This window comes from Actinoplanes sandaracinus, assembly GCF_030009775.1.
Lineage (GTDB): Bacteria > Actinomycetota > Actinomycetes > Mycobacteriales > Micromonosporaceae > Actinoplanes > Actinoplanes sandaracinus.
The window spans coordinates 424,809-449,346 of the sequence record NZ_JASCTH010000002.1 but is presented as its reverse complement, the minus strand read 5'-3'; the positions used below and the strand labels follow the sequence as shown (position 1 = coordinate 449,346).

Annotated in this window: 25 protein-coding genes; 14 read left to right on the top strand and 11 right to left on the bottom strand. The window is 70.8% G+C overall.

The genetic code is table 11. From position 1 onward, the window contains the following. Positions 1-5 precede the first annotated feature (5 nt). Positions 6-290, top strand: coding sequence for a mycothiol system anti-sigma-R factor (rsrA, locus tag QLQ12_RS04685; RefSeq protein ID WP_282757304.1), 285 nt, complete (start codon positions 6-8; stop codon positions 288-290). 38 nt (positions 291-328) lie between these two features. Here rsrA and QLQ12_RS47000 read toward each other — a convergent pair whose 3' ends face one another. Continuing rightward, positions 329-403 (bottom strand): 50S ribosomal protein bL37, encoded by a 75-nt coding sequence (locus QLQ12_RS47000; protein WP_369814844.1) that lies wholly within the window; start codon positions 401-403, stop codon positions 329-331. Positions 404-540: 137 nt separating this feature from the next. Between QLQ12_RS47000 and QLQ12_RS04680 the strand changes: the two genes are divergently transcribed. Continuing rightward, on the top strand, positions 541-759 hold the full coding sequence (locus QLQ12_RS04680) for a biotin/lipoyl-binding carrier protein (RefSeq protein WP_282757302.1): 219 nt from the start codon (positions 541-543) through the stop codon (positions 757-759). An 84-nt stretch (positions 760-843) separates the two neighbouring features. Here QLQ12_RS04680 and QLQ12_RS04675 read toward each other — a convergent pair whose 3' ends face one another. Beyond that, positions 844-2,400 (bottom strand): tetratricopeptide repeat protein, encoded by a 1,557-nt coding sequence (locus QLQ12_RS04675; RefSeq protein WP_282757300.1) that lies wholly within the window; start codon positions 2,398-2,400, stop codon positions 844-846. Between the two features lie 161 nt (positions 2,401-2,561). Here QLQ12_RS04675 and QLQ12_RS04670 point away from each other — a divergent pair, with 161 nt between their 5' ends. The 6 genes from QLQ12_RS04670 (at position 2,562) to QLQ12_RS04645 (ending at position 8,873) form a co-directional block, all read left to right on the top strand. Then, a complete protein-coding gene (locus tag QLQ12_RS04670) occupies positions 2,562-3,596 on the top strand; it encodes an SIS domain-containing protein (protein ID WP_282757355.1) in 1,035 nt (344 codons plus the stop codon). A 26-nt stretch (positions 3,597-3,622) separates the two neighbouring features. Further along, entirely contained in the window at positions 3,623-5,161 is a 1,539-nt protein-coding gene (locus QLQ12_RS04665; RefSeq protein WP_282757299.1) for a sensor histidine kinase, read from the top strand. Between the two features lie 337 nt (positions 5,162-5,498). Next, positions 5,499-7,193, top strand: a complete 1,695-nt coding sequence (locus QLQ12_RS04660; RefSeq protein WP_282757298.1) for a nitrite/sulfite reductase — start codon at positions 5,499-5,501, stop codon at positions 7,191-7,193. Beyond that, complete coding sequence (locus tag QLQ12_RS04655; protein ID WP_282757358.1) at positions 7,190-7,384, top strand: hypothetical protein; 195 nt, start codon at positions 7,190-7,192, stop codon at positions 7,382-7,384. The genes QLQ12_RS04660 and QLQ12_RS04655 overlap by 4 nt, the downstream gene beginning before the upstream one ends. Further along, a complete protein-coding gene (locus QLQ12_RS04650; protein WP_282757297.1) occupies positions 7,381-8,145 on the top strand; it encodes a phosphoadenylyl-sulfate reductase in 765 nt (254 codons plus the stop codon). Before QLQ12_RS04655 ends, QLQ12_RS04650 begins: the two co-directional genes overlap by 4 nt. Continuing rightward, on the top strand, positions 8,127-8,873 hold the full coding sequence (locus QLQ12_RS04645) for a sirohydrochlorin chelatase (RefSeq protein ID WP_282757296.1): 747 nt from the start codon (positions 8,127-8,129) through the stop codon (positions 8,871-8,873). The genes QLQ12_RS04650 and QLQ12_RS04645 overlap by 19 nt, the downstream gene beginning before the upstream one ends. 453 nt (positions 8,874-9,326) lie before the next feature. Here the strand turns inward: QLQ12_RS04645 and QLQ12_RS04640 are convergent, their stop codons facing one another. Together QLQ12_RS04640 and QLQ12_RS04635 are read right to left on the bottom strand one after the other, a co-directional pair. Next, entirely contained in the window at positions 9,327-9,581 is a 255-nt protein-coding gene (locus QLQ12_RS04640) for a WhiB family transcriptional regulator (protein WP_282757295.1), read from the bottom strand. A gap of 410 nt (positions 9,582-9,991) precedes the next feature. Then, positions 9,992-10,942 (bottom strand): diacylglycerol/lipid kinase family protein, encoded by a 951-nt coding sequence (locus QLQ12_RS04635; RefSeq protein ID WP_282757293.1) that lies wholly within the window; start codon positions 10,940-10,942, stop codon positions 9,992-9,994. Between the two features lie 52 nt (positions 10,943-10,994). Between QLQ12_RS04635 and QLQ12_RS04630 the strand changes: the two genes are divergently transcribed. Together QLQ12_RS04630 and QLQ12_RS04625 are read left to right on the top strand one after the other, a co-directional pair. Then, the gene (locus tag QLQ12_RS04630; RefSeq protein ID WP_282757292.1) at positions 10,995-11,390 is read left to right on the top strand and encodes a hypothetical protein; all 396 of its coding nucleotides are present in this window, start codon (positions 10,995-10,997) and stop codon (positions 11,388-11,390) included. Positions 11,391-11,428: 38 nt separating this feature from the next. Beyond that, positions 11,429-12,121, top strand: a complete 693-nt coding sequence (locus QLQ12_RS04625) for a FadR/GntR family transcriptional regulator (RefSeq protein ID WP_282757291.1) — start codon at positions 11,429-11,431, stop codon at positions 12,119-12,121. A gap of 285 nt (positions 12,122-12,406) precedes the next feature. Here the strand turns inward: QLQ12_RS04625 and QLQ12_RS04620 are convergent, their stop codons facing one another. Beyond that, complete coding sequence (locus QLQ12_RS04620) at positions 12,407-12,805, bottom strand: ATP-binding protein (RefSeq protein WP_407651410.1); 399 nt, start codon at positions 12,803-12,805, stop codon at positions 12,407-12,409. 166 nt (positions 12,806-12,971) lie between these two features. Further along, positions 12,972-13,376 (bottom strand): superoxide dismutase, Ni, encoded by a 405-nt coding sequence (gene sodN / locus QLQ12_RS04615; protein WP_282757289.1) that lies wholly within the window; start codon positions 13,374-13,376, stop codon positions 12,972-12,974. 84 nt (positions 13,377-13,460) lie between these two features. On the opposite strand from sodN, the gene QLQ12_RS04610 reads away from it, so the two are divergent. From QLQ12_RS04610 to QLQ12_RS04600, 3 genes are all read left to right on the top strand, one after another. Further along, entirely contained in the window at positions 13,461-13,769 is a 309-nt protein-coding gene (locus QLQ12_RS04610; protein WP_282757287.1) for a S26 family signal peptidase, read from the top strand. Between the two features lie 220 nt (positions 13,770-13,989). Next, positions 13,990-15,147 (top strand): NAD(P)-dependent malic enzyme, encoded by a 1,158-nt coding sequence (locus QLQ12_RS04605; protein ID WP_282757354.1) that lies wholly within the window; start codon positions 13,990-13,992, stop codon positions 15,145-15,147. Between the two features lie 75 nt (positions 15,148-15,222). After that, positions 15,223-16,164: a zinc-binding dehydrogenase gene (locus QLQ12_RS04600; RefSeq protein WP_282757286.1), complete on the top strand. Its 942-nt coding sequence runs from the start codon at positions 15,223-15,225 to the stop codon at positions 16,162-16,164. Here the strand turns inward: QLQ12_RS04600 and QLQ12_RS04595 are convergent. After that, entirely contained in the window at positions 16,161-17,021 is an 861-nt protein-coding gene (locus tag QLQ12_RS04595) for an alpha/beta hydrolase family protein (protein WP_282757285.1), read from the bottom strand. The genes QLQ12_RS04600 and QLQ12_RS04595 overlap by 4 nt on opposite strands. A gap of 94 nt (positions 17,022-17,115) precedes the next feature. Between QLQ12_RS04595 and QLQ12_RS04590 the strand changes: the two genes are divergently transcribed. Next, a complete protein-coding gene (locus tag QLQ12_RS04590) occupies positions 17,116-17,280 on the top strand; it encodes a hypothetical protein (RefSeq protein ID WP_282757284.1) in 165 nt (54 codons plus the stop codon). On the opposite strand, the gene QLQ12_RS04585 is transcribed toward QLQ12_RS04590, so the two are convergent. The 4 genes from QLQ12_RS04585 to QLQ12_RS04570 form a co-directional block, all read right to left on the bottom strand. Further along, positions 17,269-18,384, bottom strand: a complete 1,116-nt coding sequence (locus QLQ12_RS04585) for an acetate/propionate family kinase (protein WP_282757283.1) — start codon at positions 18,382-18,384, stop codon at positions 17,269-17,271. The two genes, QLQ12_RS04590 and QLQ12_RS04585, sit on opposite strands and share 12 nt — an antisense overlap. Next, the gene (gene pta / locus QLQ12_RS04580; protein WP_282757282.1) at positions 18,381-20,453 is read right to left on the bottom strand and encodes a phosphate acetyltransferase; all 2,073 of its coding nucleotides are present in this window, start codon (positions 20,451-20,453) and stop codon (positions 18,381-18,383) included. The genes QLQ12_RS04585 and pta overlap by 4 nt, the downstream gene beginning before the upstream one ends. A 125-nt stretch (positions 20,454-20,578) precedes the next feature. Continuing rightward, the gene (locus QLQ12_RS04575) at positions 20,579-20,758 is read right to left on the bottom strand and encodes a DUF6104 family protein (protein ID WP_111651783.1); all 180 of its coding nucleotides are present in this window, start codon (positions 20,756-20,758) and stop codon (positions 20,579-20,581) included. Positions 20,759-20,816: 58 nt separating this feature from the next. After that, the gene (locus tag QLQ12_RS04570) at positions 20,817-24,521 is read right to left on the bottom strand and encodes a multifunctional oxoglutarate decarboxylase/oxoglutarate dehydrogenase thiamine pyrophosphate-binding subunit/dihydrolipoyllysine-residue succinyltransferase subunit (protein WP_282757353.1); all 3,705 of its coding nucleotides are present in this window, start codon (positions 24,519-24,521) and stop codon (positions 20,817-20,819) included. Between the last annotated feature and the right edge of the window lie 17 nt (positions 24,522-24,538).

The following is a 24,538-nucleotide window of genomic DNA, read 5'->3' as shown; positions in this document are numbered from 1 at the left end:
GGTCGATGGGCCACGACGAGAACGAGCACGACACCGATTGCAGCATCGTCCTCAGCGAGGTGTACCTCTACCTCGATCTGGAGTGCTCCGAGGACCGGCGCATGCTGATCCAGAAACACCTGGACGAGTGCTCCGGCTGCCTGCGGGAATTCGGCATCGAGCACGACGTGAAGGCGCTGGTGGGCCGCTGCTGCGGCGACGAGCGAGCCCCGGCTGAGCTGCGTGACCGGCTGCGCCACAAACTGGGCCAGCTCGAGATCCAAGCCGAGACCAGGGAGTTCCTTCCCTGAGAGCCAAAAGGCCCGGCGGATGCCGGGCCTTTTCGTTTTCAGCTGTTGGGGCGCTTGCCGTGGTTGGCGGCGCTCTTCTTACGGGCCTTCTTCTTGCGGGACTTCTTCGCCATGCCGGCACTCCTGTTCGTGGTGCGTGAACTCGCTGCCGATCGTAATGGGCGCGTCGGGCCGGGCGGGACTCGCCCGCGTCCGATCCGTGATTTGATGACGTTCACCGGGCAGGTTGTTGAGGGAGGGGGTTGGACCCATGGCGGACGAGATCCGGGCCGAGATGGTGGCCAACGTGTGGAAAGTCGTGACGGCGCCGGGCGCCACCGTCGCTGAGGGGGACACTCTGGTGATCCTCGAGTCGATGAAGATGGAGATCCCGGTCCTCGCCGAGACCGACGGGACGGTCGCTCAGCTGGCCGTCAACGAGGGTGACGTCGTCCAGGAGGGCGACCTCATCGCGGTCATCGAGGGCTGACCCTCCTGATCCCGCGCCGGCGCGGGATCGACGTTTTCTCGCGATCACCGTCGATGAGCCGGCGGGCGGAGCACCGCCTGCCCCTCATCGGTGGTACGGCGGCCGCCGCGAAGCGAAGCGGAGCCAGGCGGCTCTGCCGCGCTGACGGGGGACGGCCGGCACCCGGATCGTGGCGGCGGCCAGTTCCCGGGTCGGCCGGTCCAGCGCGGGCGCGGTGAGAGCCAGCTCGGCGACCGCGCGGGCGGCCGGACCGGAAGCGGTCTCGGTGAGGCGCCCGGCGACCACCGGGGCGATGTCGGCCCGAGCCTCCGGGTCCACCCAGGCATAGGCGACTAGGGCGAACAGCGCCGCCTGCGTCACCCGGTCGACGTCACCGTCGAGCAGCCCGAGCAGCAGCCGCCGGCGGCTCGACTCCAGCCAGGGCTCCTCCGTCCCGTGGTGCAGCAGTCCGAGGCAGGCCCAGACCTCCAGACCGTTCTGCTGGTCGGCGCGGACCGTCTCCGGGTGGGCGAGCAGGGCCAGCAGCTCCCACGGCTCGACCAGGACCAGGCCGAGTGCCCGGTCATAGGCGCCGGGCGGGTGCGGCCAGGTCGGGCCCGCGACCCGCTGGAGCCGGCGCAGCGCGTCCGCCGACGGTTCGGCGTGGACCGGGGCGCGGCCGGCGGGCAGCGGAGGCCCGGGCGGGAGGCCACCGAGCCACGGCGTGTTGCGGCAGCACTCCTCCAGGTCGGAGTGCTCGTGCGCGTCGTCGGGGTTGCCCCGGATGAAGTCGGCCAGGCCGACCAGGTGGGCGACGTCGCCGTCGGCGCGGTAACGCAGCCGGTGGGCCGTGTGCACCACGCAGTCGAAGCCGGGGTCGCGCTCCAGGGCCAGCTCGGTCCAGCGCAGCGCCTCGTCGAGGCGGCCCAGATCGGCGAGGGTGGCCGCGACGTCGGCGTAGACCGAGAGGTCGTCGGGGTCGTAGGCGACCGCCCGGCGGAGGGCGGCGAGGGCCTCGGGCATCCGGCCGGCGCTGCGGAACGCATACCCCAGCCAGATCTCTCCCAGCTTGGACGGCTGGGCCCGCGCGCCGCGCCCGGCCCACTCGACGGCGAGGCGGACCTCGCCGAGCCGGCGCGCCAGCGCCGAGCCGGCGCCGAGCAGCATCGCGTGCTCGCCGTGCGCGGCGACGGCGTGGCGGACCACGGTCAGGTAGGGGCGTAGCGGGGTCACGGTCTCCGCCGGCGCCGGGTCGCCGACCGCCGTGCAGAGCCGCATCACGGTCCGGGCCACGTGCCCCGGCTCGACCCGGGCGCCGAGCGCGGGGTCCGTGACCCAGGGCACCCCGGCCCAGTCGAGGGCCGGGAGGTTTCCGCTGGCGGCGGCCAGCAGCGGCAGGCCCTCCTCGGGGCGGCCGGCGGCGGCCAGCAGGTGGGCACGAGCGGCGAGCCGGCCGGCCGGCGCGTGCGGCTCCACGACGAAGAGGCCGAGCCCGCCACCGGGTTGTGCCGCCAAGCGGCTGAGCAGCTCGTGAGTCTCGGGCAGGGTGGGGGCGTGGGTCAGCGCGGCGGCGAGATGCCCGGCGGCGGGCACGGTCTCGCCGGCCTCCAGAGCGGCGCGGGCGCGTGCGAGGTCACGGCGGGCCGAAGGGCGGGAATCCACGAGTGAAGACCCTAGGGGAAGTGCGGTCGATTGTCAGTCCTCACGTTTGCTCATTCGTGCACGAAAAATTGACTAACTAAGCTTCTTCTTGCAAGACTGCGCACAGATTGCGCATGGATCGCGCGGAAGGGGAGGATCACGTGACACAGCGAGGCCTGGGGATGTCGGAGGACATCGCGGAACAACCAGCCGGTTTCGCACGGCTGCTGGAGGCCGGGCCGTCCGGGGCGATCGCCGAGGTGGCCGCCGAGGTGGCCCGCCGGGCGCCGCGCAGTGTCCTTTTCGTCGGCCGGGGCACGTCCGACCACGCGGCGCTCTACGGGGCGTACCTGGCCGAGATCCGGCTGGGCCTGCCGGTGGCCAGCGCCTCCCCGAGCGCGATCACGCTCTACGGCGCCCGCCCCGACCTGACCGGCACGCTCGTCGTCGGCGTCAGCCAGAGCGGCGGATCGGCCGACCTCAGCGGCGTGCTCAGCGTGGCCCGGGAGACCGGCGCGCTGACCCTGGCGCTCACCAACAACCCCGACTCACCTTTGGCCGAGGCCGCCGAGCTCTCCGTCGACGTGGTGGCCGGGCACGAGCGGGCCGTGGCGGCGACCAAGACCTACACCGCCGAGCTGCTCGCGCTGCTGATGCTGATCGAGGGCATCCGGGCCGGCGACGGCCGGCTGCCCGCCGACGAGCGGGCCGCGCTGGAGAAACTGCCCGAGCTGGCCGCCGGCGTGCTCGCCGACCGGTCCGCCGGGGAGCTGGCGCAGCGCTACCGGTTCGCCTCCAGCCTGGTCACGACCGGCCGGGGGTACGCCTACCCGACCGCCCGTGAGGCCGCGCTCAAGCTGATGGAGACCTCCTACCTGCCCGCGCTCGCCTTCTCCGGCGCCGACCTGCTGCACGGCCCGCTCGCGATGGCCGACCCGGACGTGCCGGTGCTCGCCGTGGTCGGCGACGGCCCCGGCGGCCGTTCGATGCGGGACGTGGTGACCCGGCTCGGCGAGCGCCGTGCCGACGTGGTGACGATCGGTGGCTCGGACATCGAGGGCGCCTCGGCGCGGCTGGCCGTCCCGTCCGTCGACGAGCGGTACGCCCCGCTGCTCGACATCCTGCCGTTGCAGCAGCTGGCGCTCTCCCTGGCGCTGGCCCGGGGCGAGGACCCGGACGCGCCGCGCGGGCTCAAGAAGGTCACCACGACTCTTTAGAAACAAGCGTCTGGCAGTCTTGGGCCGTGTCCACCCTGCGTGATCTCGTCGAAGAACACACCGATCTCAGCTCCGCCGACATCGACCATCTGCACCGGATCGCCGGTGACTGGCAGCTGCTGTCCGATCTCTCCTTCGCGGACCTGCTGCTCTGGGTGCCGATCAAGGGGGAACCGAGGAAGCCGCGGGAGTTCCTCTGCGTGGCTCAGGTGCGGCCGACCACGGCGCCCACGGCGTACCAGGACGACCAGGTCGGCAAGATCGTCGGCGGGCCGGAGGTGGCACACCTCGACGTCGCCATCACGCAGGAGCGGATCTGGCGGGAGGGCGACCCGGTCTGGTACGGCGACACCCCCGCCCGCCACGAGGCCATCCCGGTCCGGTTGCGCGACGCCACCGACCTGGAGGAGGCGCTCAGCGAGGTGATCGCGGTGATCGGCCGCGACACCAACCTGAGCACCGCGCGCACCCCCAGCCAGCTGGAACTCAACTACCTCACCACGGCCGACGACCTGGCGCAGATGGTGGCGGACGGGACGTTCCCGCCGCCCCGCCTGCCGGGAGAGATCACCTCGGCGCCGCGCGTCGGTGACGGCCTGATCCGGCTGGACGCCTCCGGCAAGGTGACCTACGCGAGCCCGAACGCCCAGTCCGCGTACCGGCGGCTCGGGTTCAACGCTCACCTGGTCGGCGAGGAGCTGGCGAAACTGTCCAGCCGGCTCTCCGGCGACCCGCTGGAGGGCAACGACGCGGCCGAGCGCATCCTGGCCTCGCTGCGGGGCGAGTTCGCGGCGCGGATGGAGATGGAGGCGCGCGGGGCGACCGTGCTCACCCGCGCGCTGCCGTTGCTGCCGGCCGGCGTGCCGATCGGCGCGCTGGTCCTGGTGCGGGACGTGACCGAGGTGCGCCGCCGGGAGCGGGCGCTGATGACCAAGGACGCCACCATCCGGGAGATCCACCACCGGGTGAAGAACAACCTGCAGACCGTGGCGGCGCTGCTGCGCCTGCAGGCCCGCCGGGTGGACGCCCCGGAGGCCCGGATGGCGCTGGAGGAGTCGGTCCGCCGGGTCGCCTCGATCGCCCTGGTGCACGAGACCCTCTCGATGTCGAGCGACGAGGCGGTCGAGTTCGACGGCATCGTGGACCGGGTCGCGTCCGCCGCGACCGAGGTGGCCGCCACCGGTTACCGGGTGGTGATCCGCCGGGAGGGCACTTTCGGCGTGCTGCCCGCCGAGATCGCCACCTCGCTCGTGATGGTGCTGAACGAGTTGCTGATCAATGCGGTCGAGCACGGCTTCCCGGCACTGGAGGAGGAGGCGGAGCCGGCCGACGGCGCCGGGGAGGTGGTCGTCTCGGCGCACCGGTTCCGCAAGCAGCTGCACGTCACGGTCGCGGACAACGGGCGGGGCCTGCCGGAGGGCTTCAAGTTCGAGGGAAGCAACCGGCTGGGGCTGCAGATCGTCCGCGCGCTGGCCACCGGGGAGCTGCGCGGCAGCATCGAACTGCGCAACCGCTCGGGCAACGGCACCGAGGCCGTGCTGGTGGTCCCGTTGGAAAAGCGCTGATCAACGCGGGTGGGTGGTACAGCCTAGGGGGCAACTGTTACAAGGTGTTGGCGTTGTGCTACTCCGCACACTCCCGGAATCTGGACCGTGCTGGCCGAGAATGCCTGCGCGTGAGAGGCTTGCCGACATGACCGCTGCAGTTGACCGCCGCTTCGTGGCCCGCCGCCACGTCGACTACGGCCGTGTCCGCAGCGCCATGTGTCCGGCTTCCTGACGACGCCCGATTTCCATTTCCGGGCGCTCGACCGCCGGGCCCAACTCCTGACACAGATGTCACGAGCCTCCCAACGGGCCGTGAGCGGCACAGCGCGCCCACGAAACCCGGAGGAACGCCGAGATGGCGCCCAGCAACACTCCCGCTGCAAGGCCGGCCGCCCGCCCCCGTAAGGCGCGCGGCGAGGGTCAGTGGGCGCTCGGACACCGCGAGCCGCTCAACCCCAACGAACGCAGCAAGAAGGACGACAACCCGCTCAACGTGCGAGCGCGGATCGAGAACATCTACGCGCACGGCGGCTTCTCCTCGATCGACCCCGCCGACCTGCGCGGCCGGTTCCGCTGGTGGGGCCTCTACACCCAGCGGAAGGCCGGGATCGACGGCGGCCGCACCGCGGTGCTGGAGCCCGAGGAGCTCGAGGACGAGTACTTCATGCTCCGGGTCCGCATCGACGGCGGCGCCCTCAACCTCGCCCAGCTGCGCGTCATCGCCGGGATCGCGACCGAGTTCGCCCGCGACTCGGCCGACATCACCGACCGGCAGAACATCCAGATGCACTGGATCCGGGTCGAGGACATGCCGGAGATCTGGCGCCGGCTGGAGGCGGTCGGCCTGCAGACCACCGAGGCCTGCGGCGACTGCCCGCGCATCGTTCTCGGCAGCCCGGTCGCCGGGGTGTCGGTCGACGAGGTGATCGACGCGACGCCGGCGATCGACGAGATCGTCAAGCGGTACGTCGGCGACCCGCGCTACTCCAACCTCCCCCGCAAGTTCAAGTCGGTCATCTCCTGGCTGCCGGACGGGCCGTACCAGGCCAACGACATCTCGTTCGTCGGCGTGCACCACCCCGACCACGGGCCCGGCTTCGACCTCTGGGTCGGCGGCGGCCTCTCCACCAACCCGCGCCTGGCCGAGCGGCTCGGCGTCTGGGTGCCGCTGGCCGAGATCCCGGACGTCTGGGAGGGCGTCGTCGGGATCTTCCGGGACTACGGCTACCGGCGCCTGCGTCACCGCGCCCGCCTCAAGTTCCTGCTCGCCGACTGGGGTGTCGAGAAGTTCCGTGAGGTCCTGGAGAAGGAATACCTGGGCCGCGCGCTGATCGACGGCCCGGCACCGGAGCTGCCGGAGAAGCCGATCGACCACATCGGTGTGCACAAGCAGCGGGACGGGCGCAACTACATCGGCGCGGCCCCCGTCGTCGGGCGCTCCTCGGGCGGGCAGCTGACCAAACTCGCCGACCTGGTCGAGGCGCACGGCTCGGACCGGGTGCGGCTCACGGCGTACCAGAAGCTCCTCGTCTTGGACGTCGCCGACGACCAGGTGGAACCGCTCGTCGAAGGCCTCCGGGCGATCGGGCTGGAAGCCCGTCCCTCGGCCTTCCGCCGGGGCACCATGGCGTGCACCGGCATCGAGTACTGCAAGCTCGCGATCGTCGAGACCAAGGCGCGCGGCGAGGAGTTGGTGGCCCGCCTCGAGGACCGGCTCAAGGGCTTCGACGCCGACCTGTCGATCCACATCAACGGCTGCCCGAACGCCTGCGCCCGCACTCAGGTCGCCGACATCGGCCTCAAGGGCCAGCTCGTCATGAACGCGCACGGCGAGCAGGTGGAGGGCTTCCAGATCCACCTCGGCGGCGCTCTCGGCATGGCCAAGGGCGAGACCGCCGGCTTCGGCCGCAAGGTCCGCGGTCTCAAGGCCACCGCCGAAGAGCTTCCGGAGTACGTGGAACGCGTCGCCCGGCACTACCTGGACGGCCGCACCGACGGCGAGACGTTCGCCACCTGGGTGCTGCGGGCCGACGAGGAGCTCCTGAAATGAGTGAGAGAGCCGCCCCGCTGTACTGCCCGTACTGCGGCGACGAGGACCTCCGTCCCAACGAGGCCTCGCACGGCGCCTGGGAGTGCCGCTCCTGCGCCCGTGTGTTCTCGGTCAAGTTCATCGGCCTGCTGTCGGCCTCATTCACGGCAAAACCCGAAGAAGCGTTCGAAAAGGGAGTGAGTTCTTCATGAGTCTCCTCAACGCCGCGGGTATCGGCCTGATCAACCTGGGCGCACCCGCCGTCACCGCCGACCCCGAGCGCCGCAAACCGGAGGAGCTGAAGGCACTCGCCCTCGCGGCCGCCGAAGCGCTCGAGGGCGCGCCCGCCGAGGAGATCGCCAAGTGGGCGACCGACACCTTCGGCGAGCGCTTCTGCGTCACCAGCTCGATGGCCGACGCTGTCGTGGCCCACCTCTTCTCCCGGGTCTCGCCCGGCGTGGACGTGGTCTTCCTCGACACCGGCCTGCACTTCCCGGAGACGCTGAAGGTCCGGGACACGGTCGTCCGCACGATGAACGTGAACGTCCGCTCGGTCCGCCCGCGCCTGACCGTCGGCCAGCAGGACGGCGAGTACGGCCCCCGGCTGTTCGCCCGCAGCCCCGACGAGTGCTGCTTCCTGCGCAAGGTGGAACCGCTGGAGCGGGCGCTCGCCGAGTACGACTCCTGGGCCACCGGCCTGCGCCGGGACGAGTCGCCGACCCGCGCCAACACGCCGGTCGTCGCGTTCGACGCCAAGAAGGGCAAGGTGAAGGTCAACCCGATCGCCGCCTGGACCGAGGACGACGTCAACGCCTACATCAGCCGGTGGAACGTGCCGGTCAACGAGCTGTTCAAGAAGGGCTACGGCTCGATCGGCTGCTGGCCGTGCACCCGGCGGACCAAAGCCGGCGAGGACCCCCGCGCCGGTCGCTGGGCGATGTTCGAGAAGACCGAATGCGGTCTGCACGTCTAGCCTCCCGTCAGCGGCCGGCCGTGGTCCTGGTGGCCCACGGCAGCCGTGATCCCCGGGCCGCGGCGTCGACCGAGGCACTGGCCCGGGCGGTCCGCCGGGCTCGGCCGGAGTGGACGGTTCGGGCGTCGTACCTGGACCACGACGGCCCCCGCCCGCTGGACGTGCTGGCGTCCCTGCCCGAAACCCGGGCCGTTCTCGTGCCGCTGCTCCTGACCGCCGCGTACCACGGCCGGGTCGACCTGCCCGCGGTGATCCGCGAGGCGGCCACGCTCCCCGTCCGGGTGACCGCGGCCGAGGTGCTCGGGCCCGCCTCCCCGCTGCTGCTCTCGGCGGTGTGCCGCCGGCTGCCCGTGGCCGGCCTGGACGCCGTCGTGCTGGCCGCCGCCGGCACCCGTGACGACGCCGCCCGGCAGACCGTCGCGGACGCGGCCGCCGCCCTGGGCCGGCGGCTGGGGCTGCCGTCGGCGGCCTGCTACGCCTCCGGGCCCGGCCCCCGGGCGGGCGAGGCCGTCCAGAGGCTGCGTGACGCCGGAGCACGCCGGGTCGGGGTGGCCGCCTACTTCCTGGCGCCGGGACTGCTCTACGACACCGCCGCGGCCGCGGCGCGAGAGGCGGGGGCCGTCGCGGTCGCCGAGCCGCTCGGCGTGGGACCGGAACTCGTCCGGCTGGTGGCCGCGCGGGTGGAAGCGGTTCTCGGAGGCGCCGCGGCTCTCATCGCCGCGGCCTGAAGCATCCTTCTCGCCGTTGTGGCGTTCTCATCGCTGTGGGCCGTTTCGTCGCCGTGGCGGGAAAGCCCCGAGGTCCACTGTGCGAGGGCGGAGTCGTCCAGCCCTGCCCCAGGGTGGGTAGGCGGTCTTCCGGAGCGGAGAAAGGCCGTCAGGCCATTACTGAGAGATGGCTGGCAATATCGGTCGCCATGGTGACTCTGGGCGACGGTGACTCTGCGCTAGGCGACGATCGGGTGCCCATTGGCATCTGCGGATGATCGTCCCTTGCGGAGTGTGCCGGAGCGGCGACGCAAAGCGTTGCGGGCGGCATTTCGAGATCATTTCGGTGGTCCGCGAAACGTACTGTGATCGAATTTACGCACAGCGGAATGGAGCACGGTGTGAGCTACCCGAAACAGCAAGACGCCCCGGTGCCGTACGGCCCGGGGCGCAAATGCTGTGTGGGGGATTGATTCAGGCGGTGGGAACGCCGACCCGAAGGCCGCCGCGACGCTTCACGGCACGCCGTTCGTCTTCGCTCATCCCGCCCCAAACGCCGGCGTCCTGACCCGACTCGAGAGCCCATGAGAGGCATCCCTCGGTCACCGGGCACCGCCGGCACACGGCCTTGGCCTGCTCGACCTGCAGGAGCGCCGGGCCGGACGTCCCGATCGGGAAGAACAGCTCGGGGTCCTCGTCGCGGCAGATCGCATCGTGACGCCAGTCCATGGCGGCAAACTCCTTGTTTCGGATGGGTAATGAAAACAGTGCTGTTTACCTATATGCGAGCGCTGTGGTTCGCGACGGCTTGTGCCCGTGCGCTCACCGGTGCGTTAGCAAGCTTTTGTGTTTGGTGGCTCTTCCGTGCTTCCGTATAAGGAACGCGCACAAGCGGCAACCGGTTACTTCTTATCGCTTGTGAATGCTTTCACGAACTCTCGCGATGTCAAGGGTAGCGCTGGAAGTTTCTCCCGGCGGGTGAGCTGACTCACGCACCCATATGTCCGGTTCCGCCGCTCATGCCAGAGCCGGTTGACGAACGCTCCCATCAATGTAGTACGGTCCCGGCCACTTCGCAGACCTTTTGCCCGTGTTTCTGTAACGGATCGTGAGCACGTGTCGGTTCACGTACCCCCGAGTCAGCAGATCACACGTAGAGCCGAGGGGACGGACACGAAGTGCACCTTCTGCCGTTCCCCTAGGTAGTCACCGTCCAGCTGGAATGCCTGGGGCCGGGACGCCACCACGGTGAACTCGGTGATGTCATGTAGGCGCAACACCTGTTTACCTCGTGGATCACGCGCCCGCCACGCGAGTTGTGTCACCGTCCGCGCGCCGCCGGCGATCGTCAGTTTCCGCAGGGCCACCACGTCCAGCCCGAGATCGAACGAGGCGTCCGGATTCAAATGGACAGGACGGTCACCGACGTACGTCCAGGGCGCGGTGTTCTGCACGATCACCGTGCTCAGCTCCGTGTCCGGCGTCTCACCCGGCCGCTCCAGAGTGAGCGGTGGATCCTTCCGGTCCCGGCCGGCGAAGAACTGGCCGAACGTGGCGCGCATGTAGAGACCCGGCGTCGACGTGCGGCCGTGCATCCGGGACTGCTCCACCCGCCGGATCGTCGCGGCGTCCCAGCCCAGGCCGGCGGTGAAGGTGAACCAGCGGTCGTCGGCCCGGCCCAGGCCGATCACCCGGGTCCGGCCGTCACGTATCCCGTCCAGGATCACGCTCGTTCCCTCGGCCCAGTCGCGGGGCATGCCGAGCGCGCGGGCGAAGACGTTCGTGGAGCCGCCCGGCACCACGGCGAGCGACGGCAGCCGGTCCGCGGTGGGGCCCGGCAGGCCGGAGAGCGCTGTCGATGCGGTGAGCAGGCCGTTCACCGCCTCGTTCACGGTGCCGTCGCCACCGAGCGTCACGACGACGTCGACCCCGCTCTCCGCGGCGTCGCGGGCCAGCTTGGTGGCGTGGCCGCGCCGCTGCGTGTAGCTCACCGTCAGGTCCACCGCGCTGCGCAACGCCCGCACCAGCACGTCCCGGCCGCGCTCACTGGTGGTCGTCGCCCGGGGGTTGACCACCAGCAACGCTCGCATGCGCGGCACTGTACCCAACCAAGCGCCGGAAGGCTGTCGGTATGGTGCACCAGTGACCGGTGAGAAACCCGTGCCTACCAGCGTCCCCACCCTCGAATGGGGAGTGCGGCTGATCTACCTGCAGGCCGCCGGATTGGCCGCTCTCACGGCCTATCTCATCGTGCTGATTCTGACCCGTGACGACTTCCTGGTCTCGGTCGCCGCGTCGCTCACCGTCATGGTCGCCCTCGCCGCGGTCTCGGTCTTCGCGGTCGCCCGCGCTCTCGGCCGCCGCGCTGTCCGGGCGCGCGGCCCGGCCGTGGTGGTGCAGCTCTTCACGCTCGCCACGGGTGGCTTCCTGATCCAGTACGGCACACTCTGGGTCGGTATCGGACTACTCGCCCTGGGCGGGGTGACCGCGGCCCTGATCCTGATTCCGCCCAGCAGCCGAGCGTTGGGCGTCGATTAGCGGGTCTCCGCGAGCGGATCAGGGCCTAACCTGTACGGGTGACCGGCTCAACGGTGCGACCACCCGCCTATCAGCAGCTCGCGGACGAGTTGCGAGCGGAGATCACCTCCGGCCGTCTGCAGCCGGGGGAGCGACTGCCACCCGAACCCGAACTGTGCGTCAAGATCGGTGTCAGCCGCAGCACGGTCCGGGAAGCCCTTCGTCTGCTGGCCAGCCAGCACCTCATCGTCACGACCAGAGGCGTCACCGGCGGCAGCTTCGTCGCCCACCCCGACGCCGGCCAGCTCGCCGACGGCCTCTCCACCGGCTTCGCCCTGCTCACCCACTCCGCCGCGATCGGCCTCGCCGACCTGCTGGAGCTGCGCCGGGCACTGGAGATCCCGGCCGCCGGCCTGGCCGCCCTGCGCCGCGAGGACGCCCACCTCACCGAGTTGCGCGGCACGCTCTTCGACCCGGACATCGACGACTTCGACACCATGCTGGCGGCCCACTCGGCGTTTCACCGGGCGATGGCCAAGGCCACCGGCAACCCGCTGTTCGAACTCGTCGGCCAGCCCATCTACCAGGTCACCTACGGCGAGGAGGTGATCGGCAGCCTGCCCGACGGCTACTGGCTGCGCATCGACGCCGACCACCGCGCCATCATCGACTGCCTCGCCGACCGCAACGCCGAGGGAGCGACCCGGGCCGCCGCCGCTCACCTCGACTACATCGCCCAGACCGTCCGGTAAACCCGGGCTTCCGGCCGCGATCCCCCTGCGGTCCGGAGTGCTCACCGTTTCACCCCTTCGTGGTACGGGGGCGCAAGCGTCCGCGAGCCGCGGGAGTGGGCAGCAGCCCGGCGGTCGCGCTGGGGCCTGGGCCGGGCAGGGCCTCGCGTGGACTGCCACGGGAGGCCGGGGTGCGGTGGAGGGCTGCCGACGGCGTACCAGCGAATGGGCTGTCAGCGGCGAAACGCCGGGCCGCGAGCGGATCGCGGACTCGACAGCCGGACTCGTCGCCCCGCGGCCGGCGGATCAGAACTCGGTGCGCCTCGTGAGGAGACGGATCGTGGCGTGGCGGCCGTTCGCCTCGGCGGCGGCGGAGGTGGTGAGGGCCGTCAGGACCTTCCACGCGAACGACGACTCCGACGGCAGGCGGGCGCCGCGGACCGTGGCGACGGTGACCTCGACGGTCAGGGCGTCGTCGGTGACCGCGAATCGGCACTCCAGCTCGGCGTTGCGAGTGGCGATGGCCAGGAGCATGGCGCACGCCTCGTCGACGGCGATGCGCAGATCCTCGATCTCGTCGAGGGCGAAGTGCAGGCGGGCGGCGAGGCCCGCGGTGGCCGTCCGGAGGACGCCCAGGTATCCGCCGTCGGCCGGCACCGTCAGCAGTACGACGTCGTCTCCGACGTCCAGCTCCGTGTCCGTCACCTGAGTCACGTGGGGCCCTCCTCCCGATGGAGAGACTGTAGCGGCTCGAAGACGCTACGGGACCACCCGGTGACCGCCTGTCCTGGCGAGTGGGTGATCCGGGTGAGCGAACAGCGACGGCCGGCGCCCGGTAAGGGGCGGCCCGGCCGTCGAATGGCCGTCATGCTCAGGCCTGCTTGGTCTCCCAGAAGATCTTGGAGATCTCCTCGATCTTGCCCAGCAGCTGCTCGGCGATCGCGGGGTCCACCGAGCCCTTGGCGCCGGCGGCGCCGGCCAGCTTGGTGGCCTCGTTGAAGAGCTGGTGCAGGTTCGGGTACTTCTCGAAGTGCGGAGCCTTGAAGTAGTCCGTCCACAGGACCCAGAGGTGGTGCTTGACCAGCTCGGAGCGCTGCTCCTTGATGAGGATCGCGCGGGTGCGGAACTCGGGGTCGGTGTTCCCCTGGTACTTCTCGGCGATCGCCTTGATCGACTCGGCCTCGATCCGGGCCTGTGCCGGGTCGTAGACGCCGCACGGCAGGTCGCAGTGCGCGCTGACCACGGTGCGCGGGGTGAGGAAACGCGGAAGTCGCATCAGGACTCCTCCATAGAATTTGCGATGATCCGAGGTTGACACTACCCCTTACGCCCATGCCGTAACGCGAGGAGGCTTGATGCCTTGAGGTGGCAATTACCACTGTTCGCCGTGCTCGTCCGGGGCCCGTCGATGGTGCCGACGCTGCGAGCCGGGGACGCGCTGATCGTCCGGCGGGGCGGGCGGATCCGGGCCGGTGACGTCGTGGTCGCCGAATTCCGGTCGCGGCCGGGCCTGCTCGTCGTCAAGCGGGCCGTCGCGGAGCGTGACGGCGGGTGGTGGCTGCTCGGCGACAATTCATTCGTGGATGACGATTCCCGTGCTCACGGCGTCGCCGATGTCATCGGGCGTGTGATATTTCGCTACTACCCGAGACCGTTCCGGTTAAGTTAGTGTCCTCTGATCCCCAGCGCACACCCGCGCTGGAGGTGGCTGTACCGGGTGATCCCCGCATCGCACCGCGGTTTCCGGCGCATACTCGCGACCGGAACTCCAGCAGGTGCCACGTATCAATGTCGATGCAGTGTGGAGTTTCACCGTGTCTTTCTTCAGTTTTGAACTCGATCCCGCCCTCGCCGCCGATCCCGTCTTCGACCTGCACCGCCGGGGCAAGATGACGATGAGCGCGACCGTCCCGCTGGCCAGCCGCGATGACCTGTCGCTGGCCTACACCCCGGGCGTCGCTCGGGTCTGCGAGGCGATCGCCGAGGACGAGTCGCTCTACTCCGACTTCACCTGGACGTCGAACACCGTCGCCGTGGTCACCGACGGCTCGGCCGTCCTCGGTCTCGGCAACATCGGGCCCAAGGCCGCCATGCCGGTCATGGAGGGCAAGTCCGTCCTGTTCAAGCAGTTCGGCGGAGTCGACTCGATCCCGATCGTCCTCGACACGCAGGACGTCGAGGGCATCATCGCCACGGTCAAGGCGATGGCCCCCTCGTTCGGCGGCATCAACCTGGAGGACATCAGCGCCCCGCGCTGCTTCGAGATCGAGCGTCGGCTCGACGCCGAACTCGACATCCCGGTCTTCCACGACGACCAGCACGGCACCGCCGTCGTCACGCTGGCCGCGCTGCGCAACGCGGCGAAGCTTCTCGGCCGCAAGTTCGGCGACCTGCGCGTGGTCGTCAGCGGGGCCGGGGCCGCCGGCGTCGCGATCACGAACACGCTGATCGCGGCGGGTGTCGAGGGCGCCAACATGATCGTCGTCGACTCGCGGGGCATCATCCACAGCGACCGCGCCGACCTCAGCGGGACGAAGGCCGAGATCGCGGCCGCCACGAACATCTCCGGGCGCACCGGCGGGATCGCCGAGGCGCTGATCGGCGCCGACGTGCTCGTCGGAGTCTCCGGTGGCAACATCGGCGAGGAGGCCCTGGCCGGCATGGCGCCGGGCGCGATCATCTTCGCGCTGGCCAACCCGACTCCCGAGGTCCACCCGACGGTCGCGCACAAGTACGCGGCGATCGTCGCGACCGGCCGCAGCGACTTCCCCAACCAGATCAACAACGTCCTGGCGTTCCCCGGCATCTTCCGGGGCGCGCTGGACGTCCGGGCCACCACGATCACCGACCGGATGAAGGTGGCCGCCGCCGACGCGATCGCGGCGATCGTCGCCGACGACCTCCGGCCGGAGGCGATCGTCCCGTCACCGCTGGACCCGCGGGTCGCCCCGGCGGTGGCCGCCGCCGTCGCCGCCGCGGCCATCGAGGACGGCGTCGCGCGCCGCGTCGCCGCCCCCGCGCCCGAGCCGGAGCACCAGCCCGTCTGATCGATCGATGACCGTCGCGCCGCCCTTTGTTCGCCGAGGGCGGCGCGACGCGTTAACGGTCGCTAAGGTCGGGTGATGCGCGCTGCCTATGCTTCCGCCCTGAACCCGGAGGACCCGCTCAGCGGCCTGACCGTGGGTGAGCTGCCGCTCGCCGTCCCGGACGGCTGGGTGCCCATCGACGTGCGGGCCGCCTCCCTCAACCACCACGACATCTGGTCGCTGCGGGGCGTCGGGCTGCCCGCCGACCGGCTGCCGATGATCCTCGGCTGCGACGCCGCCGGGGTGGACCCCGACGGCAATGAGGTCGTGGTCTATCCGGTGGTGGAGGACAAGGCCGATCCACGGGGGTTCTCGCTCTTCTCCGAGCGCCACCCGGGCACCATCGCCGAACGCCTGGCGGCGCCCCGGCAGAACCTGATCCCCAAACCGGCCGGAGTGTCCTTCGCCGAGGCGGCCTGCCTGCCCACGGCCTGGCTCACGGCATACCACATGCTCGTCACCCGTGGCCGGGCCTCGGAGGCCGGATCAGTGCTGGTCCAGGGCGCCGGCGGCGGGGTCTCCACAGCGGCGGTCGCGCTTGCCGCCGCTCTCGGCAAGAGGGTGTACGCCACCAGCCGCGACCCCGGCAAACGGGAGCGGATCGCCGCGCTGGGCGCGACCGCGGTGGAACCCGGCGCCCGGCTGCCCGAGCGCGTCGACCTGGTGATCGAGTCGGTCGGCGCGGCCACCTTCGACCATTCGATGAAGTGCTCCGCGCCAGGCGCCCGGATCGTGGTGTGCGGGGCGACCGCCGGGCACCGGGCCGAGGTCGACCTGCGCCGCGTCTTCGCCATGCAGCTGGAGATCCTGGGCAGCAGCATGGGCACCCCGGACGAGCTGGCCGCCCTGCTGGAGATGGTGGCGTCCGGGCAGGTGCGGCCGGTGATCGACGCGACGGTCCGGTTCGACGAGGTCGCCGGGGCCTTCGCGCGGCTCGCCGGCGGCGACGTCTTCGGCAAGATCGTGGTGGAGTTCTAAAGGAGGCTGGTGAGGCCGGCCGGCGCGGCGTCCCGCGGCATGCGGTCCTTCGCGGCCTGATCGCCCCGGAGACTCCAGAGCCAGAAGTCGGTGGTGGTGGCGGCCACCACCGACGGCTCGTCGCGGTGCGGCAGATGGGTGCCCTGCGGGAGCTCCAGGAAGGCCTTGGGCCAGCTCACCTCGTTGTACGCCCCGTACGCCTGCTCGTAGGTGACCGTCTTGTCGAGCTTGCCCTGCACGAACAGCAGCGGCGCCGGGGCGCCCGCAAAGGGGGCCGGCTGCGGCATCTGGCGGCCGGCGATCAGCAGCCCGGCCTTGAGCCGTTCGTCCCGGCTTCCGCTGAACAGGCCGACCGTGGTGATCGCGCCGGCCGAGTGCCCGGCCGCGGCGATCCGCTGCGGGTCGACGATCCCGGCCAGGGCGGTCAGCAGCTCGGTGATCACGTGCTGCGCGTCGGCGGGCTGGTTGACGATGTCGCCGGCGTCGTACGCGGCGGTCTGGTTCCAGGTGTGCGGGTACTTGGGGCCGGCCACCACGAAACCGGCCGCCGCCCAGGCGCTGAGCAGTTCGGCGTAGTCGTCGGGCTGTGAGGTCAATCCGTGACTGAAATAGATCAGCGGGAACGGTCCCTCACCGGCCGGCAGCCACACCTTGGTCGGCAGCGGACGATCGCCGCCCCTGTTGAACGCGAACTCCCGCGTCCCGGCCTGACGCTGTTCTCGGGAGCGGGAGGGTGAGGGCGTGGCCTGACCCTGTTCTTTCGTGGGGGCGGGGGTGGAGCAGGCGGTCAAACCGGCGGAGGCAAGGGCGAGAGTGAGTACGGAACGGCGCAGCACCCGGCCATTGTGCCTGCTCAAGATCGGAATTCCCTGGTATCGGGTATCACACCGGGTTCCGCCGAACAGGTGCCGGGCTTCGCCATCCTGGACCCGTTTGGCTAGGGTCGTGCCCATGTCTGAGAACCAGGTCGACCCCAGTGGCAACACCGAGGCGTTTCGGGCGTTCACCCGCACGACGCCCTCCGAGGCCCAGGCACCCTCCAAGATGCCCTACATCATCGCCGGCGCGGTGGCCGCGGTCGTGCTGATCGCGCTGATCGCCTGGCTAGCCCTCTGATCCGATCGCCTTCCGCGCCTCCGAGGCGATCTCCAGCTCCTCCTCGGTCGGCACCACGCACACGGCGACCGGCGAGCCGTCCGGGGAGATGATCGTGGCGTTGCGCTCGTTGCGCTCCGGGTCGACGGCGATGCCGAGCGGCTCCAGCCCGGCGAGCGTGTGCGCCCGCACCAGCCGCGAGTTCTCCCCGACCCCGCCGGTGAACGTGATCGCGTCCACCCGGCCCAGCACCGCCAGGTAGGACCCGGTGTACTCGCGGATCCGCCGGCAGTAGACGTCGAAGGCGAGCGTGGCCTCCGGGTCGCCGGCGAGATAGCGCTCCTGCACCGCGCGCAGATCGTTGTCACCGGCCAGGCCGAGCAGCCCCGAGCGGCGGGTCAGCACGTCCTCGATCTCGTCGAGTGACAGCCCGGCGACCCGGTGCAGGTGGAAGATCAGGCTGGGGTCGATGTCCCCAGACCGGGTGCCCATGACCAGGCCGGGCAGCGGTGTCAGGCCCATCGAGGTGGCCACGCTCGCGCCCCCGCGCACCGCGGTGGCGCTCGCCCCGTTGCCCAGGTGCAGCGTGATCACGTTCGTCTCGGCGGCCGGCCTGCCGAGCAGCCGGGCGGTCTCCCGCGAGACGTAGGCGTGAGACGTCCCGTGAAACCCGTACCGCCGCAGCCCCCACTTGCCGGCGAGTTCCCGGTCGATCGCCCAGAAGGCGCCCTCCGGGGGGATCGTCGAGTGGAACGCGGTGTCGAAGACCGCCACCTGCGGGACGTCCGGCAGCAACTCGCGGGCCACCCGCAGCCCGGTCAGCGCGGCCGGATTGTGCAGCGGCGCGAGCGGGATCAGCTCCTCGATGGCGGCCAGCACCTCGTCGTCGGCGATCGTCGAGGCGGTGAACCGGTCGCCGCCGTGCACCACCCGGTGCCCGACCGCGGCCAGCCCGGACAGGTCCAGTTCGTCCATCAGCTTCCGCAGCGCCGCCGCGTGGTCGGCCGCGTCGCCGCCGGCCTCGCCGATCCGCTGGACCAGGCCTTTCGCCAGTACCTCGGACGAGTCGAAGAGCCGGTAGCGCAGCGACGACGAGCCGCTGTTGAGCACCAGAACCCGGGTCATCTCGCTCCCGCCTGAATCGCCGTGATGGCGACCGTGTTCACGATGTCCTTCACCGTCGCGCCGCGGGACAGGTCGTTGACCGGCGCCCGGAGACCCTGCATCACCGGCCCGACCGCGACCGCGTTGGCCGAACGCTGGACGGCCTTGTAGGTGTTGTTGCCGGTGTTCAGGTCGGGGAACACGAAGACGGTGGCCTTTCCGGCGACCGCGCTGCCGGGCAGCTTCGCGGCGGCGACGGCCGGATCGATCGCCGCGTCGTACTGGATCGGGCCCTCGACCGGCAGGTCCGGCCGCCGCCGGCGGACCAGCGCGGTGGCCGCGGCGACCTTGTCCACATCGGCGCCGGAACCGGAACTGCCGGTGGAATAGGACAGCATCGCCACCCGCGGCTCGATGCCGAACGCGGCGGCGGTCTGTGCCGAGGACAGCGCGATGTCGGCGAGCTGGGCCGCGTCCGGGTCGGGGTTGACCGCGCAGTCGCCGTAGACCAGCACCCGGTCGGCCAGCAGCATGAAGAAGACGCTCGACGCGACCGACACCTCCGGCACCGTCTTGATGATCTCGAAGGCCGGCCGGATCGTCGCGGCCGTGGTGTGCGTCGCGCCGGAGACCATGCCGTCGGCCAGTCCCGCGGCGACCATCATGGTGCCGAAGTAGTTCACGTCACGGACCACGTCGAACGCCAGGTCCAGGGTCACGCCCCGGTGCTTGCGGATCTCCGCGTACCGGGCCGCGAAGTCCTCCCGCAACTCGCTGGCGGACGGGTCGACGAGCCGGGCGCCGCCGATCTCCACACCGATCTCGCGGGCCCGCCGGGCGATCTCGGCCGGGTCGCCGAGCAGGGTCAGATCGGCCACACCGCGCCGCAGCAGGGTCTCGGTGGCCCGCAGGATGCGCTCCTCGGCGCCCTCCGGCAGCACCAGATGCCGCCGCTCGGCGCGGGCCCGGTCGATCAGGTCGTTCTCGAACATCAGCGGCGTCACCCGGCTGGACCGGGCCACGTCGAGCACCCGCGACAGCTCGGCGGTGTCGACGGTCTCCTCGAACACGCCGAGCGCCGCCTCGACCTTGCGCGGGGTGCTGAGCCGCGCATCGATCCGGTCGGCGGCCGCGATGGTGTGGTAGCTGTCGGTCTTGACGATCAGCATGGCGAGGCCGGTGTTGAGACGCTCGATGACCCGGACGGCACGCTCGTCGGGCGGCTCGCCGAGAGTGAGCACCAGACCGGCCAGCGTCACCGTGCCGGCGGCGTGCGCGGCCGACGCGGCCACCAGCAGATCGGCTCGATCACCCGGGGTGATCAACAGCGATCCCTCGGTCAGATGCTCCAGCACGTTCGGCACATGGGCGGCGCCGACGACGTAGTCGAGCACGTCACGGTCGAGGGCGCTCGGCCCACCGGAGAAGACCGTGGCGTCCAGGGCCGCCGCCACCTCGCCCACCGTGGGCGCGGCGATCGCCGCGACCTCCGGCACCGCCCAGAAGGGCACCGGGAGGCCTTCCGGCCGGCTGCCGGACGCGGCCGCCGGGACCCGGTTCGCGATCACCGCGGCGACCGTCGCGCCGAGATCCACCAGCGAGTGGTACGCACTCCGCGCGGCCGCCGCCAGCGACTCCGCCGACCGGCCCGCACCGCTGATCACCGGCACCACGACGCTGCCGAACTCGGTCGCCAGCCGCGCGTTGAAGGCCAGCTCCCGGGGCAGCTCCTCGTGGCCCTCGGCGGGTTTGTCGGTGAAGTCGCTGCCGATCACCACGACCGCGCTGCTCTGCCGCTCGACCGCGCGGTAACGCTCGACGATCCGGCCGATCAGCTCTTCCCGCCGGCCGTCGGCGACCAGCGCGGACGCCTCGGCGAGGGTGACGCCGAACGACTCCTCGGCCGCGACCGGGCCGGGATAGCGCTCGCGGAGGACGGTGAGCAGATGATCCTGACCGGCCCCGGAGACCAGCGGCCGGAAGACGGCCACTTTCGCGACCCGGCGGGAGAGCAGCTCGACGATGCCGAGAGCCACGGTCCCCTTGCCGACGGACGGGCCCAAGCCCGCTACGTACACACTGCGCGCCACGCCCTCAACCTACCGGCCCGGCGGCCACGGCACCGGGCCGAAGGTCCCGACCCCCGGCATGACCCCGATCACCGGCGGCTCTGGCGAACCGCCCCGGCGTCGCGGGGACGGCACCGGGAGCCCGGTCACTCGTCGTCGTCCTCGTCGTCGCGAGCCAGCCAGGTCGCGAAACGCTCGATCGGGGTCTCGAACTCGGGGTTCATGTCGACGAAGGTGCGCAGCTGCTCACCGATCCACTCCAGCGTGACGGTCTCCTCGCCACGCCGCTGGACCAGTTCCTCGATGCCACGATCGGTGAAGTACATGCCCAGATGGTAAAAGGGGGCGCCCCGCTGTCGCGGAGCGCCCCCTTTCAACCGTGTGTCACGAGCGCGGCAACGACGCCTCGACCAGCGCCTGCTGCTCGGCCTCGTGCAGCTTGGCCGAGCCGACCGCCGGGGCGGCGGCGGACGGGCGGGAGATCCGGCGCAGCCGGACACCCTCCAGGTGCTCCAGCAGGTTGAGCGCCACGAACGACCAGGCGCCCTGGTTGGCCGGCTCCTCCTGCACCCAGGCGAAGTCCTCGGCGTTCGGGTACTGCGCGAGAACCGCCTTCAGCTCCTCGACGGGCAGCGGGTAGATCTGCTCCATCCGGATGATCGCGGTGTCGGTGATGCCCCGCTCGGCACGCGCCTGGAACAGGTCGTAGTAGACCTTGCCGGAGCAGAGCAGCACCCGCTTCACCGAGCCGCCGTCGAGCGGCTGGCCCTTGACCCCGGCGTCGCCGAGGATCGGCTGGAAGGTGCCCTCGGTGAACTCGTTGACCTGCGACACCGCGAGCTTGTGACGCAGCAGCGACTTCGGCGAGAAGACCACCAGCGGCTTGCGCTTGGGAGACAGGCCCTGGCGGCGCAGCAGGTGGAAGTAGTTCGCCGGGGTGGTCGGGTTCGCCACCCGCATGTTGTCCTGCGCGCAGAGCTGCAGGAACCGCTCCGGGCGGCCGGACGAGTGGTCCGGGCCCTGGCCCTCCATGCCGTGCGGAAGCAGCAGCACCAGCGACGACTGCTGGCCCCACTTCACCTCGCCGGAGGAGAGGAACTCGTCCACGATCGACTGTGCGCCGTTGACGAAGTCGCCGAACTGGGCCTCCCAGAGGACCAGCGCGTCCGGGTTCTCCACCGAGTAGCCGTACTCGAAGCCCATCGCCGCGTACTCCGACAGCAGCGAGTCGTGCACGAAGAACCGGGCGCTGCCGGTGGCCAGCGAGCCGAGCGGCAGGAAGTCCTTGCCGGTGATCGAGTCGACGATGGCCGCGTGCCGCGAGGTGAAGGTGCCGCGGCGCGAGTCCTGGCCGGCGAGGCGGACGGTGACGCCCTGGTTGAGCAGCGAGCCGAAGGCGATCAGCTCACCGAAGCCCCAGTCGATGCCACCGTCGGTGGACATCTTGGCCCGCCGGTCGAGCAGCTGCTGGACCCGCTTGTGCGGAGTGAAGCCCTCGGGCAGCTCGACGTGCGCCTGCCCGACCGAGCGGACCACCGCCGCGTCGACGGCCGTCTCCACCTCGGGCTCCGGCTCCTCGGCGATGATGCGCGACCGCTGCGGGGAACCGCCCGAGTCCCGGGTGGCCTTGAAGACCTCTTCGAGCCGGCCCTGGTAGTCGCGAAGCTGCTCCTCGGCCTCCTGCACGGTGATGTCACCGCGGCCGATCAGCTCCTCGGTGTAGAGCTTCCGCACGCTGCGCTTGGTGTCGATGATCTGGTACATGCGCGGGTTGGTCATCGACGGGTCGTCGCCCTCGTTGTGACCGCGGCGGCGGTAGCAGATCATGTCGATCACGACGTCCTTGTTGAACGCCTGGCGGTACTCGAACGCCAGCTTCGCGACCCGGACCACGGCCTCGGGGTCGTCGCCGTTCACGTGGAAGATCGGCGCCTGGATCATCCGGGCCACGTCGGTCGAGTACATCGACGAGCGGCTGTACTCCGGGGCGGTGGTGAAACCGACCTGGTTGTTCACGATCACGTGGATCGTGCCGCCGGTGCGGTAACCACGGAGCTGGGACAGGTTGAGCGTCTCGGCGACCACGCCCTGACCGGCGAACGCGGCGTCGCCGTGCACCAGCACCGGCAGCACCGTGTAACCGTGCAGACCGAGGTCGAGACGGTCCTGCTTGGCCCGGACGATGCCCTCCAGGACCGGGTCGACGGCCTCCAGGTGGGACGGGTTGGCGACGACGCTGACCGTCGTCGAGAACTCCCCGTCGGGCGTCGTGTATTTGCCGGTCTGGCCCAGGTGGTACTTGACGTCACCGGAGCCGTGCGCCGACTTCGGGTCCATCTGACCCTCGAACTCGTTGAAGATCTTCTCGTACGGCTTGCCGACGATGTTGGTGAGCACGTTCAGCCGGCCACGGTGGGCCATGCCGATCACCATCTCGTCCAGGCCCGCCTCGGCGGAGTCCTGCAGCACCGCGTCGAGCAGCGGGATCAGCGACTCGCCGCCCTCCAGCGAGAACCGCTTCTGGCCGACGTACTTCGTCTGGAGGAAGGTCTCGAACGCCTCGCCGGCGTTCAGCCGGTGCAGGATGTGCTTCTGCTCGTCGGTGTCCGGCTTGGTGTACTTGACCTCGATACGTTCCTGGACCCAGCGGCGCTCCTCCGGGTCCTGGATGTGCATGTACTCGATGCCGATCCGGCGGCAGTAGCTGTCCCGCAGGACGCCGAGGACGTCCCGCAGCTTCATCTTCTGCTTGCCGGCGAAGCCGCCGACCGGGAAGGTGCGGTCCAGGTCCCACAGGGTCAGGCCGTGCTGGAGCACGTCGAGGTCGGGGTGCTTGCGGATGGTGAACTCGAGCGGGTCGGTGTCGGCCATCAGGTGACCGCGCACCCGGTAGGCGTGGATCAGCTCGACCACCCGGGCGGCCTTGTCGATCTGCCCCTCGGAGGTCCGGGCCACGTCGCGCACCCAGCGGACCGGCTCGTACGGGATCCGCAGCGACGTGAAGATCTCGTCGTAGAAGCCGTGCTGACCGAGCAGCAGCTCGTGCATCACCTTGAGGAACTCGCCGGACTGCGCGCCCTGGATGACCCGGTGGTCGTAGGTGCTGGTCAGCGTGGTGACCTTGCTGACGCCGTGCTCGGCCAGGGTCTCGTCGCTCATCCCGGAGTACGGAGCCGGGTACTCCATCGCGCCGACCCCGATGATCGCGCTCTGCCCGTTCATCAGGCGGGGGATGGAGTGGACGGTGCCGATGCCGCCGGGGTTGGTCAGCGAGATCGTGGTGCCGGAGTAGTCCTCCATGGTCAGCTCGTTGCGGCGGGCGCGCCGGACCACGTCCTCGTACGCCTGCCAGAACTGCCGGAAGTCCATCGTCTCGCAGTTCTTGATGGACGGCACGACCAGCGTGCGGGAGCCGTCCTTCTTGGCGAGGTCGATGGCGATGCCAAGGTTGATGTGCTCCGGCGCGACCAGCGCGGGCTTGCCGTCGATCTCGGCGTAGGAGTTGTTCATCTCCGGGTGCTTGAGAACCGCGCGGATCAGCGCCCAGCCGATCAGGTGGGTGAAGCTCACCTTGCCGCCACGGCCACGGGAGAGGTGGTTGTTGACGACGATGCGGTTGTCGACCATGAGCTTCGCCGGGACCGCGCGCACCGACGTGGCGGTGGGGACCTCCAGCGAGGACTCCATGTTCTGCACGATCTTGGCGGCGACGCCGCGCAGGGTCGTGGTCTTGGCGCCGGCGGCCGGTGCGGTGGCGGCCGCGGTGGGCTTCGCCGGGGCGGCCTTGGCGGCCGGGGCCGGCTTCGCCGCAGGCGGGGTCACCGGCTTGGCCGGGGCCACGGTCGCGGCGGCCGGGGCGTCCGTGCCCGCCTTGGCCGCGGTCGCGGTGGCGTTGGCCGCGGTGGCCTCGTCCGGGGTCGCGATCGAGCCCTGCGACGTCGCCGGCTTGTAGTCGGCGAAGAAATCGTGCCAGGCAGGGTCGACACTGGCCGGGTCGGCCAGGTACCGCTGGTACATCTCATCGACGATCCACTCGTTGGGACCGAAATCCGCGAGTGGATTGTCCTGCGAAGTCTGCTGCGTCGACACTGCCGCGTTCGCCTCTT

Coding starts and splice junctions, on each gene's coding strand:
- QLQ12_RS04640 (WP_282757295.1), bottom strand. CDS start 9,581: ATGGACTGGCGTCACGATGCGATCTGCCGCGACGAGGACCCCGAGCTG.
- QLQ12_RS04655 (WP_282757358.1), top strand. CDS start 7,190: ATGAGTGAGAGAGCCGCCCCGCTGTACTGCCCGTACTGCGGCGACGAG.
- QLQ12_RS04660 (WP_282757298.1), top strand. CDS start 5,499: ATGGCGCCCAGCAACACTCCCGCTGCAAGGCCGGCCGCCCGCCCCCGT.
- QLQ12_RS04650 (WP_282757297.1), top strand. CDS start 7,381: ATGAGTCTCCTCAACGCCGCGGGTATCGGCCTGATCAACCTGGGCGCA.
- sodN (WP_282757289.1), bottom strand. CDS start 13,376: ATGCGACTTCCGCGTTTCCTCACCCCGCGCACCGTGGTCAGCGCGCAC.
- QLQ12_RS04600 (WP_282757286.1), top strand. CDS start 15,223: ATGCGCGCTGCCTATGCTTCCGCCCTGAACCCGGAGGACCCGCTCAGC.
- QLQ12_RS04680 (WP_282757302.1), top strand. CDS start 541: ATGGCGGACGAGATCCGGGCCGAGATGGTGGCCAACGTGTGGAAAGTC.
- QLQ12_RS04590 (WP_282757284.1), top strand. CDS start 17,116: ATGTCTGAGAACCAGGTCGACCCCAGTGGCAACACCGAGGCGTTTCGG.
- QLQ12_RS04635 (WP_282757293.1), bottom strand. CDS start 10,942: ATGCGAGCGTTGCTGGTGGTCAACCCCCGGGCGACGACCACCAGTGAG.
- QLQ12_RS04670 (WP_282757355.1), top strand. CDS start 2,562: ATGTCGGAGGACATCGCGGAACAACCAGCCGGTTTCGCACGGCTGCTG.
- QLQ12_RS04575 (WP_111651783.1), bottom strand. CDS start 20,758: ATGTACTTCACCGATCGTGGCATCGAGGAACTGGTCCAGCGGCGTGGC.
- QLQ12_RS04605 (WP_282757354.1), top strand. CDS start 13,990: ATGACGATGAGCGCGACCGTCCCGCTGGCCAGCCGCGATGACCTGTCG.
- QLQ12_RS04645 (WP_282757296.1), top strand. CDS start 8,127: ATGCGGTCTGCACGTCTAGCCTCCCGTCAGCGGCCGGCCGTGGTCCTG.
- QLQ12_RS04585 (WP_282757283.1), bottom strand. CDS start 18,384: ATGACCCGGGTTCTGGTGCTCAACAGCGGCTCGTCGTCGCTGCGCTAC.
- rsrA (WP_282757304.1), top strand. CDS start 6: ATGGGCCACGACGAGAACGAGCACGACACCGATTGCAGCATCGTCCTC.